The sequence below is a fragment of the Bacillus fungorum genome, assembly GCF_002746455.1.
Lineage (GTDB): Bacteria > Bacillota > Bacilli > Bacillales > Bacillaceae_G > Bacillus_A > Bacillus_A fungorum.
On the sequence record NZ_NWUW01000007.1, the window covers coordinates 133,461 to 148,206 of the forward strand.

The window sequence follows — 14,746 nt, forward strand, 5'->3', positions numbered from 1 at the left end:
TTATCCAACTTTTCTTATTAAGAGTTGATAGCAATTTGTTGAATGACAAAAAGTTGATTGCGAAATGTTGGAGGAGATTAAGAGTGCGGTTAGTTTTATCAGGATATTATGGTTTTTATAATGTTGGGGACGAAGCAATTTTGCAATCAATTATTAAAGCGCTTCATGAAGAGGATCCTACTCTTGAGCTTGTTGTACTTTCGAATGACCCCGACTATACAAGAAAAATGTACGGTGTAGAGGCAGTAAATCGTTGGGATATAAGAGCAATTTATAAGGAAATAAAGAAAAGTAATGGTTTAATTAGCGGAGGGGGAAGTCTCCTTCAAGATAAAACGAGTATTAAAAGTATTTTGTACTATACAGGCATTATGCGGATTGCTCGTTTTTTGAAGAAGCCGTATTATATTTATGCGCAAGGAATTGGTCCAATTACGAAAAGACAAAATCGTTTATTAGTGAAATGGCACGTATCAAAAGCGGAATATATATCGGTTCGTGATGAAGATTCATTTTTGTATTTAAAAGAAATTGGTATTAAGAAAGATATCGAACTAGTTCCAGATCCAGTATTGGCATGTCAACCAGAAGGAATGAAGTCTGAGTGGCTGCAAAAGCATTCGATTCAAGGGAAAGTGATTGCGGTTAGTGTGAGGTATTGGGACGCGAAAGAAGATTATATGAAGAAGTTAGCAGATACGCTGAAAAAGTTTAAGCGTGAAGGCTACCACATTTTATTCGTACCAATGCACGGACCATTCGATCAAAATGCATCACGCGATATTATTAATTTAATAGGAGAAGAAGCTCATATGCTTCCGTATAAGCTGGATATTCATGAGAAAATTTCAATTTTGTCGGAATGTTCACTTCTAATAGGTATGAGGCTTCACGCTCTCATATTATCTGCGGTTGCTAATATTCCTATGGTCGGTATTTCATATGATCCAAAGATCGATTCATTTTTACAACAAGTAAATCAGCCAATTATCGGAAATGTAGATGGTGACTGGACAGCTGAAACCTTGTATAACGTGGCAACAAAACAACTAGAGCAAAAAGTAGATGTACAAGCAACGTTGGAACAAAGAGTAGAAGAATTGCGAGAGCAAATTTCAACAGCGTCTCGATACATCATAAGTGACTTGAATTCTAAAGAGTTCAAAAAAAGAGGAATGGAATCTTAACTTAAGAGGACATCCTCTTTTTTATTTTTCGAGAAAAATAAAATGTCGAAAGAAAAGAAATATTTGTAGAAAAATGTCGAATTATATAATTGATTGTCAGCTCGTGCTCATAAAAAAAGCAGTTTGAGAAATAAGATGTATGTTTAATAATCCGAACATTAATATATAGAGAACATTAGGGTTTAACATTTTATTTGGTAAATTATAAGGAAATAGGTCTGGTAATTTCGAAAAAAACAGATGGTAAGAAAAATGTCGAATTATAGAAAAATTAGTTGTCGATTAATGTCGTAATATCTTTATAACTAAATATTGAAATTGGAAACGTTTTTCTGCTATAGTTGTAAATGGTTATAAAAATATTTTTTGAAATGTAATTCTGGCGCTTTTTTCTGTCTGTTTAAAATATTCTGATTTTATAATTTGGATTTTTAAAATAAAAGTCGAAAAAACGATCGTCTAGAATTGAGAAAATTCACTTATTTGTCGAATTTGAGGTTTTTAATTGGATAAAAATGGTGTATAATTTCTTTGTGATTCTATTCTATGGAATATTTTATTATTCTATATATTGAATACTTTAACCACATTTATATCTACTAGTTTCAAAAATAAATAGAATATCTATTTAAAAACTTATGGAACTAGTATTACATTCCTAAGGAGGAAATATATAAAATGGCAAAGACTAACTCTTACAAAAAATTAATCGCTGGTACAATGACAGCAGCAATGGTAGCAGGCGTTGTATCTCCAGTAGCAGCAGCAGGTAAAACATTCCCAGACGTTCCAGCTGATCACTGGGGAATTGATTCTATCAACTACTTAGTAGAAAAAGGCGCAGTTACAGGTAACGACAAAGGAATGTTCGAGCCTGGAAAAGAATTAACTCGTGCAGAAGCAGCTACAATGATGGCTCAAATCTTAAACTTACCAATCGATAAAGATGCTAAACCATCTTTCGCTGACTCTCAAAACCAATGGTATACTCCATTCATCGCAGCTGTAGAAAAAGCTGGCGTAATTAAAGGTACAGGCAACGGCTTTGAGCCAAACGGAAAAATCGACCGTGTTTCAATGGCATCTCTTCTTGTAGAAGCTTACAAATTAGATACTAAAGTAAACGGTACTCCAGCAACTAAATTCAAAGATTTAGAAACATTAAACTGGGGTAAAGAAAAAGCTAACATCCTAGTTGAATTAGGAATTTCTGTTGGTACTGGTGATCAATGGGAGCCTAAGAAAACTGTAACTAAAGCAGAAGCAGCTCAATTTATTGCTAAGACTGACAAGCAGTTCGGTGGACAAAAAGAAGAAGCTAAAGTTGAGTCTATTAAAGCAATCAATGCTAAAGAGATCGAAGTTAAACTTGGCGCTACAGTGAAAGAAGAAGATGTGAAGAACGCAAAATTCACTCTTTCTCAAGGAACTAATGCAACAGCAGTTACTGCAAAAATTGGCGAAGATAAAAAATCTGTAATCTTAACATTAGATGGAGATGCGAAACTTAAAAATAAAGAAGCTTATGTTCTAACTGTTGAAGGCTTAAAAGCTACTGATGGAAAAGAAATTCCAAAAGCATTAGAAGTTATCTTCTTTAACGATGAAGTAGCTCCAACTGTATCTACAGTATCTACTCCAGACGGAAAACTTAAAGTTGTGTTCAGTGAGAAATTAGATGCAACAAAAGGTGCAACTGTTGTAGTTAATGGTCAAAAAGTTGAGGGTAAAGTTGAAAACAATACTTTCACTTCTACTAATGCTCTAAATCTTGAGAATGGTAAAGAATTCTCAATCATCGTAACTGGTGCTACAGATTTATCTAATAACGCTATGGAAATGTACGAAGGTAAAGCTACTTATAAAGTAGAAAAAGACACTACAGCTCCAGAAGTTAAAGATGTTAAAGTGAAAGAAATTACTGCTGAAGGTAAAGCAACATTAGAAGTTACTTTCTCAGAAGAACTTGCTAAAAATGGTCAAGGAACAGTTGTAGTTAAAAAAGGTAAAGAAGAATTAAAATCTACAATTGCTGTTGATACGCAAGATAAAACAAAGGCAGTTATTGAAGTAACAGGCGCTCTTAAAGATAAAGAAACTGCTGCAGATCTTACAGTTGAATTTGTTGGCTACAAAGATTTAGCTAACAACGTAGGTTCTAAAGTATCTAAAGCAGTAAAAGTTTCAAAAGACGTTGTAGCTCCTAACTTCGTAAAAGTTGAAGCTGATCAAGATAAAGCAGCGACATTCACTTTTGACAAAGAAGTAACTGCACAAAACGGAAAACTTCGTGTGATTAACTTAGATACAAGTAAAGATGTAACTGCTGATGTAACTGTTGCACCAGCTAAAGATAATAAAAAAGGTATTACATTAACATTCCCAGCAAAAGGTAACTACAAAGTAGCTGCTACAAAAGGTCTTGTAAAAGATGCAGCTGGTAATGAGTCTGTAGCATTTACTAAAGAAGTAAAAGTTGTAGAAAAAGAAGCTGAAAAAGAAACAGATAAAGTAGCTCCAGTAGTAAACGCTGTAGCTTATGATAAAGCGACAAATAAAATTACAGTAAACTTTGATAAAGAAGTAAAAGGTGGTCAGGTTGCTGAATCAGCTGCTAATGTAAATAATTACACGTTAGCTGGTGCTAAATTACCAGAAGGTACTTTAATTGTATTAGACGGTACAAAAGCAAGTATTGAATTACCATCTACATTTACTTTTGAAAAATCAGAAACAGTTAAATTTACAGTAGCTAATGTTGCAAACAAAGACGGAGTAAAAATGGGTACAGCGAACCTATTACTAGAAGTTAAAGATACAAAAGCTCCTGAATTTAAATCAGCTAAAATTACAAAAGTTGATGCTAAAGAAATTACTTTAACATTCTCTGAAGCTGTAAACGTTAATACTGCTGACTTCACAGTTGATTTAAACGGTGTAGAATTAACTGTAGCAAAAGCTGACGAAAAAGCAGAAGCTGCTAAAGACGTAGTTCTTAAAGTAACAGCTCCAACAGATGTTAACTTAGCAACTGGTACAGTAACAGTAAAAGCTAAAGAACTAGAAAATAATGCTAAGTATGAGTTCAAAACTACTGACAAAGCAGAAAACGCACTTGTTGCTTTCAAACCAGTAACAGCAACTCGCTAATTGAAATTTATTTCAATGAAAAGAGTCCACAATTTGTGGGCTCTTTTTTGTGATTAATTTTTATATAAACGATTTCTAAAAAATAAATCATATTTTGCAGATTACTAGTTTGTTTTATTGAGAAATAAATCGAAAGCGTTTTCGAAAATAGAAGAATACCTCATTAATATGTAAATTATTTGTAAATCCACACCTTTTTTTGTTAAAAAAACATTCGAAAAGAAGAAAAAAATGTCGAAATGCAATAATTTTAGTCGAATACAGTCTGAAAATTGTATTTATTGTAAAAAATATTTAGGTGATAAAGTGGAAATATGTGCTATAATTCCAATTGTGTATTCGATATGAAAAATATACGAAGCGCAGTGAGAGTGGTTTATAGGAATACAGTTTATTCATTTCTATATTTAAGTATTATTTATATCCTAATAATACAATAAAAAGACTGAATTATCAGAATGTGTCGAATTTTCTTTTGAGAAAGTTCTTGATAACGAATGGTTTTGTATAGTATGATGAACTTGTTTCAAAAAATGGTATTTAAACCTTATATTTACATCTATCGGTTTATATCATTTTGTTATGTGAACTACTTTTCATTATAGTATTTTTGTTTGTGTTTTTATTGTTTTATGGCTTTTCTAACTAGCTAGTTTTCAAATTTAATATGATATGAAACTAGTAGCATATTCCTGAAGGAGGAAATTTATAAAATGGCAAAGACTAACTCTTACAAAAAAGTAATCGCAGGTACAATGACAGCAGCAATGGTAGCAGGAGTTGTATCTCCAGTAGCAGCAGCAGGTAAATCATTCCCAGACGTTCCAGCAAAATTCTGGGCAGAAGATTCTATTAACTACTTAGTAGAAAAAGGTGCAATTACAGGTAAACCAGACGGTACATATGGTCCAAATGAGACAATTGATCGTTCTTCAGCAGCTGTTATTTTCACTAAAATTTTAAATTTACCAGTTGATGACAATGCTCAACCTTCTTTCAAAGATGCTAAAAATATTTGGTCTTCAAAATATATCGCAGCACTTGAAAAATCTGGTATCGTTAAAGGTGACGGTAAAGATAATTTCTATCCTGAAGGAAAGATTGACCGTGCTTCTTTCGCGTCTATGCTAGTAAGTGCTTATAACTTAAAAGAAAAAGTGAACGGCACATTAGTTACAACATTTGATGATTTAAGAGGGCATTGGGGTGAAGAGAAAGCTAACATCCTAATTAATCTTGGAATCTCTGTAGGTATAGATGGTAAATGGGAGCCAAATAAAACTGTAACTCGTGCAGAAGCAGCTCAATTTATCGCATTAACAGATAAAAAATTCGCAAAACCAGATAACAGTGTTACAAAAGTAACAAACGTTACTGCTACTGAGCCAACACAATTAACGTTAACTGGTACAGGATTAAACAAGCTAACAGCTGAAGATGTTACGCTTGAAGGAAATAAAGCAATCGCACTTGAAGCGAGTAATGATGGGAAATCTGCAGTTGTAACGTTAAGCGGAAAAATTGCTCCAAATAAAGAGCTTCCTGTTAAAGTAAAAGGCGATTCATTTAATGTGAAGTATGTATACGAAGTGAAGAAATTACGTGTAGAACAACTTACATTTGATGACGACCGTGCAGATCAAGCAGTTGTCTTCAAATTAAATGATGAAAAAGGTAACGCTGATATCGAGTATTTAGATATCGCTGGTCATGATGTGAAATTTGTTGCGAATAAATTAGATGGTACGCCAGCAAACATCTTTGAAGGTGGAACTGCAGAATCAAAAACTGGTAAACTAGCAGAGGGTATCGATGAAGGTAAATACAAAGTGGAAGTACAAGTTACGAAACGTGGCGGCATTACAGTTTCTAACACTGGTATCATCGAAGTGAAAAATCTTGATGCAGAAGCAACAGCAATTAAAGATGTTGTATTTGCAGTAGATACAGATAAAGCTGGTGTAAATTACGCTAAAGCTTTAAGTGGAACAGACTTCACATTAAACAGCAAAACTTTAGTTGCTGGTGAAAAAGCTGGTATCCACAAAGTTGTTGCTCAAATTAATAAAGAAAACAAAGTTGTTGATCCTAGCGCGATTAGCCTAAAATCATCTAATCCAGGTGTTATCTCTGTTAAAAATGGTGAAATTAAAGCAGAAGCAGCTGGTTCAGCAACACTTACAGTTAAAGTTGGCGATGTAACAAAAACATTTGATTTCGTTGTAAAAACGGATGCTCGTAAACTTACAACTGTAAAAGCTAACCCAGATCAATTAAAAGTTGTAGATGGAAGAGAGTTACCAGTAACATTCGTAACGACTGACCAATACGGCGATCCATTTGGTGCGGATACTGATGCAATTAAAGAAGTATTCCCACAAACAGGTGTTGTAAAAGTATTAGATGTTATTACAACAAAAGAAGGCTCTATCGGAACATCTTCTATTCTAGTTAAAGGTGAGAAAGTTGGAGCAGGTACAATCCACTTCCAAAACCCAAATAAAAATGCAAGTGGCGAAGGTTATGGATCACTTCATGTTGAAGTTACGAAGAGCAACGTTGGTCATGAAGCTCCACGCTTAGAGCTTGTTTCTAAAGCTGGTCAAAAAGGTCAACCTGCAGATACTACACTTGGTGCTGGTAATAAAGTAGCATATCAATTATCTAATTATACTACAGAAGGCGTATATGCTGATGCAGCAAAATTAGAAGGATATGACGTACGTGTAGGAAATAGTGAGATTGCTACAGTTGAATTTGGTAAAGACGGAAAAACTTTACTAGTAAAAGGTGAAAAAGCAGGTGTTACAGATGTTATCTTAACGAAAGATGGCGCTACAGCTGGACACGCAACAATTACTGTTACACAAGAAAATATCCAAATTACATCTGTTAAATTTAAAGATGTAGAGGTTGAGCAATTTGAAAATCGTAAAGTTAATATTGACAGAGTACTAGATGTTGTGAAGAGTGATAAAGATGATGTTCTAAATGGCATCAAATTAAACATTTCAACAGAACATAAAGTACGTATCGTTGATGAAGGTACAGAGCAAGGCAAAGTGTACCTAGATCGTAACGACAATGCTACATTCGACGGTAACGATGTTGCGCTTGGTTATGTAACAGCTGTTAAATCAAATGATACAGTTTCTAAAGAAGGAAATGAATTATTTAACTTCTTAACTGATGAAACTGCTACTAAGAAAAACGACGTCTTCAAAGGTGTAACAACTGCATTTGGAGATAAAGGTACAGTAATCTTTAAAGTTGTGAAAGACAGATTTGCACCAACTACTGAGTATGGTACAAAAGCTGTAACAATCAACGTTATTAAAGAAAAAATCTAATGATTAGATTTGCAATCCTCATGTCATTATGACATGAGGATTGTTTTTTGTTTTGAAAAAAATATGTCTCTTTAGAGGATTCTAAAGAGACATATTTTTTAATAGTTATTTCTTAAACTTAAACATATCCCCACTCAAATTCGAATCACTATACACGAACAATACCATGTTAATATTGTTGTCTTTAATGTATTGATATACATCTTTTTCGTGATAGTGACGCAGGTCGAGGATAGATGTATGTTTAAAGCTTTGTGCTAAGTGTGGAACGATTGCGTTTGCGAATGAGTCTTTTAGGACTAAGGCGCGTACTTCATTTGGTGCATTGTTATTTTCGATGACGATTTCTGGATAGTCGTCCGTGTAATAACCTGCGTATGATGTTGTATCTTTTTGCTTTTCTACGCCATATATTTCATCTAAGTTTTGGTGAACAGTACCTTTCACATCTTTTGCGGTTACGCTTGTGAAGTTGAAACCGTCTTTCGGTGTGTAGTAGCACAATTTTTCACCATTGGCATCGATGAGTTGGTATAGCTGGTTGTTGAAGCTTCCAACTAAATGTTTATTTTGCGCACATGTACGAGTGTAGTCTTCTTTTTTTATTTCTTTTCCTTTATATATAGAAGATTGTTGCCCGATTGTGTTCATTATATATTGGTAGCCTAAGAAGGCGCCGTCCATATTCCAATGATGATCTGTTTTGAAATACATGTCCTGTATTTCTTCGTTCGTATAGTTCTGTTTAAAGTGTTCCATAAGTTTTATTGGCTTTACGTCAGCTGGAAGTTTCTTTAGAAAGTAATTTAAATTTTCCTCTGCATATGTGTGAATATGAGAAGGTAATTTAAATGATAATGCATTCGTTTTTGACGGTGGCAAAGCAAAGTAAAATTCAATGTTTTGTTCTTTTGAAAACTGAGATAAGTCGTTTATAGCAGGCATGGATTGGTCAATTTCATTATATTTTTTTGTCCACGCCGGGTTTTTTAGGAGCCATTTATCATCAGTTAAAATAATGTCGTTAATGAGAGATTTGCCCATATTAATTTGAGCAATCGTATAGTTTTTAATAAGCTCATCTCGTCCGATTAGTTGATCATTTGTGTATGTTTCAAAATCTTTAAAGAAGCTACCAGTTAGGAGAGCTTCTTTCGTAAGTGCTGGTTTTTGAGCGAGCGGCCGATTTTCAACTGGTGAAATGTCTCGGTCTGTTTTGAGTAACGATAATATGCCAAATGAAAAGATAATGGTGAGAAAACCAATTAATAGGATAAGGTTCCCCAATTTTTTCATAATAACTTTTCCTTCCTACATAAAGTGAAACTTTAATCAGTGGGGGGGCATCCCCCACTGATTATTAGTTGAACCAATCGGGCTTTTACGGGCAGTTGATCCCCACCTAACTTCTTTACTTCCGCTGAGGGGGGGCTTACTGCTCGGAAAATAGCGGGATAAGTTAAAACCTGAAATAAATAAATGGATTATATGTTGAGTTAATCAAGTACATAACCGAAATCATAAATAATGTTAGTAATAATATAGGACGTACAATTTGCATTGTGAACATATACGTTTTTGGCGCAAGTTCTAGTATGTTTTTAATTCGTTTTAAAATTGGTGTCGCTGCGATAAAGGCAATGAGAAATACGATAATGTATTCATGTACGTATAACAGTGTATTGTCATCGATGAAAGATTGCCCACCTACGCCGAACATCGCTTTTAAATATTGGAATGAGTAAGCGAAGTTGTCAGCGCGGAAGAAGACCCAACCGATCATAACGATTACTAATACGTATGCATGTTGCAGCGGTTTCCATAGTTTATTTAATATTTTTTCGAATCCAGCTTTTTCAATTGAAATAATAAAGCCGTAATATAAGCCCCAGGCGATAAATGTCCAGCTCGCCCCGTGCCATAAACCAGTTAATCCCCATACGATGAAGAGGTTACGATAATTCGCTAGTTTTGAAACGCGGTTTCCGCCGAGCGGGATATATATGTAATCGCGGAACCAAGAGCCGAGTGTAATATGCCATCTTCTCCAAAACTCTGAAATAGATTTAGAGATGTACGGATAGTTGAAGTTTTTCGGGAAATCAAATCCGAACATTTTTCCAATTCCGATTGCCATATCAGAGTACCCTGAGAAATCGAAATAAATTTGCAGGGTGTAAGCGATAATACCGATCCATGCCGTTCCAACACTCATTTCAGATGGTGGTAAGGCAAAAATTTTATCAGCGACAAACCCAACTTGGTTAGCGATTAATATCTTTTTTGCTAATCCGAGAACGAAAATTTGAATACCTTCTGTGAATCGTTCAAAAGAGTGAATGCGCGTTTTTATTTGTTCAGCGACGATATTGTAACGAACAATTGGTCCGGCAATAAGCTGAGGGAAAATAGATATATATAGCGCTAAGTTAAGTGGATTTTTTTGAACATCCCCATCTTTACGGTATATATCGATGACATAGGACATCGCTTGGAATGTATAAAATGAAATTCCAATTGGTAGTGGAATAGGTTCCACATGAATAGATAAGTGCAATACATTGTTTAAGATGTCTGTGAAAAATGAAATATACTTAAAATAAGAAAGTAATAGTATATTTCCGACCACAGCCATAATTAAAAATGTGACTTTCATATTTTTTCGTTTATCATAATGATGCACGAGTAGGCCAAAGCAGTAGTTTAATACGATGGAAAAGAGCATTAAAAGAACGAAACGCGGTTCGCCCCATGCATAGAAAATTAAACTAAATGCAAGTAATACGAAATTACGTAGCTCGGCACGCACTATAAAATAGAGAAATAATACGAGAGGTAAAAAGATAAATAAGAAAATCGAACTACTAAATACCAAAGGACTCTCCTCACTTTTTCAAAATACATTTCATGCAAAAAAAACCGACATATCTATTATATATTCTTTTATATAATAGTGCCTTTAATATTTTAGCATGTTAATAATTCGATTAAAATAATTATTCTATATAATAGAAGGAAAGCGGTATGGAATCCTTTTGACACCCACTATCTGGATAAGATAAGATGAATAAGGTGTGATTTGTTTAGAAGGGAAGAGATGGTGTGTTATTTAACTCGTTTGAGTTTATTTTTTTATTTTTACCGATAGCATTTCTTTTATATTTTCTATTAAATAAATTTGGACAAACTACTTTAGCGAAAGCCTGGCTTGTGGCAGCATCTTTATTTTTCTATAGTTATTGGAACATAAAATATTTGCCGCTTATGTTAGTATCGCTCATTGTGAACTACTGTATCGGAATGAGGCTCGTGCAGTATAAGAGTAAACTTCTTTTAACAGTAGGCTTAATATTTAATATAGGAATGCTTAGTTATTTCAAGTATTATGATTTCTTTTTACAAAATGTGAATTCGTTATTTGGAACTCATTTTACATTATTATCATTAACGTTACCGCTTGCGATTAGTTTCTATACATTCCAAAAGATTGCGTTTTTAGTAGATACATATCGCGGAGAAACGGAGGCATGTCATTTTCTTGATTACGCTCTGTTTGTAACATTTTTCCCGCAACTTATTGCAGGTCCGATTGTGCACCATGCGCAAATTATGCCGCAGTTTGCTGATCGTAGTAAAAAGCGTTGGCAATCAAATTATATCGTTCTCGGTATTTTTGTATTTGCCATCGGTATTTTCAAAAAAGTAGGGATTGCAGACGTTTTATCTCCTGTCGTACGGGAAGGATTTGATGTACAGCAGTCGCTAACATTTGTTGAAGCGTGGCTTTCATCATTAGCGTTTACATTCCAGCTATACTTTGATTTCAGTGGATATAGCGATATGGCAATTGGGATTGCGTTAATGTTTAATATTAAATTGCCTCAAAACTTTAATTCCCCCTACAAAGCGGTGAGTATACAAGATTTTTGGCATCGTTGGCATATGACATTAAGTCAGTTTTTAACGAAATATGTGTATATTTCTCTTGGAGGAAATAGAAAAGGCATTACGCGTACATACGTCAATATTATGATTGTCTTCTTAATAAGTGGACTTTGGCACGGTGCTGGTTGGACATTTATTTTCTGGGGATTTCTGCACGGATTAGCTTCGGTCGTTCATCGTTTGTGGAATAAAGCAGGAGGTCGCATGCCGGCCTGGGCAGGATGGCTCGTGACGTTTTTCTTCATTAATATAACGTGGGTATTCTTCCGAGCAACATCGATGCATGATGCGGTGAAAGTGTTAAAAGGAATGTTTGGATTTAATGGATTCGAACTAGCAAATAGCGTGTTCCCGGTATTTATTATTGAGAAACTACAATTTTTAAAAGAGTACGGTGTTTCATTTACTGAAGCATACCATGTTTCATTATTAGATACGAAAATAGTTGCGTACATTTTCGGGGCAGTATGTATTAGTTTCTTCTTAAAAAATTCAATTCAGTTAAAAGACTCATTCCGTCCGACAGTATGGACGGCGTTATTTACTGCAATATTACTTGTGTATAGTGTGCTGCATTTAACGAGTATTAGTGAGTTTTTATACTTTAATTTCTAGGTGGAGAATATGAAAAACAAACAGTGGCTTATTTTCGTTTTTGTATGTGTTTTTGTTCCGCTTACAGGTGTTGGAATATTTAATGGCTATGCAGATTCACTTTGGTTATTCTCGCATAAAAATAAGTGGAATGATGTTCAGTTTGGGTTTAATGAGAGACAACAAAAAACGAATTATATAACATATCGTCCGTTTACTTATGATGGCGTTATACTTGGAAGTAGTAGAACAACGTTTATTAATGAAAATGATTTTACCGGATTACATGCATTTAATTATGCGGTAAGTAGTACGGATCCGCGTGAATATGATGCGTACATTGAATATGCAAAAGAGCGAAAAGGTAGTGAACTATCTTCCATTGTGATTGGTTTAGATTTCCTTGGAACGAACAAAAATAGAGAAATCGGTTTTGATAAACCAGAAGTGTATATTAATCAGGCGCAAAGCTTACTATATCCAATTAAATCGTATGTGAGTATGGATGGGATTACATATTCTAGAAATACAATTGAAAATTCCATTCATGACAATAAGACTATTGATCGATACAATCGTGATAATATAAAGTCGATGCGTGAGTATACGAAAGAGGAGCGGGATGCACAAATTGCCGCGCAAGTAGATAAATTTAGTAGAGAGATCTATGGCGGGAATTATGAGTATCAAAATATGAAGGAAATATTGGGTACTGTAAAATCTCATAATCCGAATGCAAAGTTTTATATTTTCACAACGCCTGTTTCAGAGCCATTGTTCCGTACGATGATTCAATCAGGACGATGGGAAGATTATAAAAGATGGCTCCATGATGCTGTCGATGTATTTGGAGAAGTACATCATTTCATGTATTTAAATTCAGTAACAAAGAACTTAGATAATTATATGGATGGACATCATTTCAGACCAGAAGTCGGGAAGATGATTGCACATAAAGTTGTAAATGAAGAAGATAGTAATGTGCCGAAAGATTTCGGTATTGTTATTACGAAAGATAATATTGATGAGGTGCTGGAGGAAATTCGGGCGTCTTTTCAATAGAGAAAATAGTTTTATAAACAAGAAGCAGCATCCCAATAGATGCTGCTTCTTTTCTATTCTATTTCTAAATCAACAATTGAGTAAGCGAGTATCACAACGAAGAAAATACTAACGGCTGGTGCTGTTAATACGTGTCCAGACATAAAGCCGATACCGAGCGATAGGACGAGTGTGCTAGCTAGTAGCATATGTTTTACGCTAAATAGTTTCTTGAAGTTTGTGATCAAGCGAATGAATATTTTAATACCGAAATAAAGAAGCGGCAGTAAGTACATAAGGAAGCCGACAATTCCGAATGCAAAGAATAGGTCGTGGAAATCCATTTCGACTAACTTCATTTTCGTTGTATAGTTACCAGCGTATCCCATTCCAAATAGTTTTTGCGATAGTGGTGCTTCTTTATAGTATTGTTTATATACTTTTAAAAACTTGTCACGATCACTGTAAATTAAACTTTTCATTTCAGAGTCTGTTAGTTCGCCTTGCTTATGTTCTTCTTCTGTAACTACTTTTCCTTCTTTTCGATCTTTTTCTTCTTGTACTGATTTTTTGTATTCATATATTTGTAAGTGGATGCTCATGTTTTTTGCGATAGGGGTTTGCGGTGTAAGGACGAATAAACCACCTAATACGACAGCAGCAACGACTGTGTTTACAAAATATGTGAATCCTTTTCCTTCTTTTTTACGATGCATCATATATTCAATGAATAAGAAGAAAAGAGCGATGCCAAGTGTAATAACGATGGCACCATAGCCTACTTTCGTTCCAATCATAATGCTTGCATACATCGCAAGTACAGTTGGAATCCAGTAATATACTTTTGAGAAAGAAGTCGTTTTATGAACCGAGTATAAGACAACGATTGGGAACATAATCGCGAAAATGGAACTTAAATCATTTCCAGCAAAGAACCATCCTCTTGAACCAATTTTTGAGTTTGGATAACTTGGGAAATCTGTACCCGTTGCCATAGCCGCGATGATTGAAATGCTTAAAATTAACGTTGCATATAAGAAATACGTAATGATTTTATGAAACGCAAATTCGTTATTCTTTAGTTCTTTCAGTGCGATAATATATCCAAACAGTAGTACAATTGGATATACACTTTTCAAAATAAATTTCACTTCTTCTCCAAATGAAACTGGAGATTTGACCATTAAATTATTCACAAGACCAATTGCGAGTACGATGCCAAATAAGCATAAATAAAGAATATATTTTTTGGCACCTTGTTGTTTATGATGAAGAAGTAGATAACCTAATGCAAAAAGCATAAAGGCGAAACGGACTACGATTCCGACTGTTGCGCTCATGTGTAATACATAGATTGAAAAAGACGTTAATAAATCTAAAATCGGTTGAAACACAATGAATAGCAGTAGGAAATGCGGAAAGTAGTTATCCGTCTGTTTTAACTTAGTAACCATATGTTCCTCCATTTCTTCATTCCTT

General features: G+C 34.4%; 8 protein-coding genes. 5 read left to right on the top strand and 3 right to left on the bottom strand.

Annotated features, from left to right (window positions below):
* The first annotated feature begins 83 nt into the window (after nt 1-83).
* The 3 genes from csaB to CO726_RS12590 all read left to right on the top strand — a co-directional run bounded on the left by csaB (nt 84) and on the right by CO726_RS12590 (nt 7,687).
* Nucleotides 84-1,187: a polysaccharide pyruvyl transferase CsaB gene (csaB, locus tag CO726_RS12580; RefSeq protein ID WP_099684456.1), complete on the top strand. Its 1,104-nt coding sequence runs from the start codon at nt 84-86 to the stop codon at nt 1,185-1,187.
* Nucleotides 1,188-1,865: 678 nt separating this feature from the next.
* The gene (locus CO726_RS12585; protein ID WP_099684457.1) at nt 1,866-4,337 is read left to right on the top strand and encodes an S-layer homology domain-containing protein; all 2,472 of its coding nucleotides are present in this window, start codon (nt 1,866-1,868) and stop codon (nt 4,335-4,337) included.
* A gap of 713 nt (nt 4,338-5,050) precedes the next feature.
* Nucleotides 5,051-7,687 (top strand): S-layer homology domain-containing protein, encoded by a 2,637-nt coding sequence (locus CO726_RS12590; protein ID WP_099684458.1) that lies wholly within the window; start codon nt 5,051-5,053, stop codon nt 7,685-7,687.
* A gap of 105 nt (nt 7,688-7,792) precedes the next feature.
* Here the strand turns inward: CO726_RS12590 and patB1 are convergent, their stop codons facing one another.
* Complete coding sequence (patB1, locus tag CO726_RS12595) at nt 7,793-8,983, bottom strand: secondary cell wall polysaccharide O-acetyltransferase PatB1 (RefSeq protein ID WP_099684459.1); 1,191 nt, start codon at nt 8,981-8,983, stop codon at nt 7,793-7,795.
* Nucleotides 8,984-9,146: 163 nt separating this feature from the next.
* On the bottom strand, nt 9,147-10,562 hold the full coding sequence (locus CO726_RS12600) for an MBOAT family O-acyltransferase (protein ID WP_099684460.1): 1,416 nt from the start codon (nt 10,560-10,562) through the stop codon (nt 9,147-9,149).
* A 227-nt stretch (nt 10,563-10,789) separates the two neighbouring features.
* Here CO726_RS12600 and CO726_RS12605 point away from each other — a divergent pair, with 227 nt between their 5' ends.
* The gene (locus CO726_RS12605; RefSeq protein ID WP_099684461.1) at nt 10,790-12,247 is read left to right on the top strand and encodes an MBOAT family O-acyltransferase; all 1,458 of its coding nucleotides are present in this window, start codon (nt 10,790-10,792) and stop codon (nt 12,245-12,247) included.
* Between the two features lie 9 nt (nt 12,248-12,256).
* Nucleotides 12,257-13,288: a hypothetical protein gene (locus tag CO726_RS12610; protein WP_099684462.1), complete on the top strand. Its 1,032-nt coding sequence runs from the start codon at nt 12,257-12,259 to the stop codon at nt 13,286-13,288.
* Between the two features lie 53 nt (nt 13,289-13,341).
* On the opposite strand, the gene CO726_RS12615 is transcribed toward CO726_RS12610, so the two are convergent.
* Complete coding sequence (locus CO726_RS12615) at nt 13,342-14,721, bottom strand: O-antigen ligase family protein (protein ID WP_099684463.1); 1,380 nt, start codon at nt 14,719-14,721, stop codon at nt 13,342-13,344.
* Nucleotides 14,722-14,746: the final 25 nt, after the last annotated feature.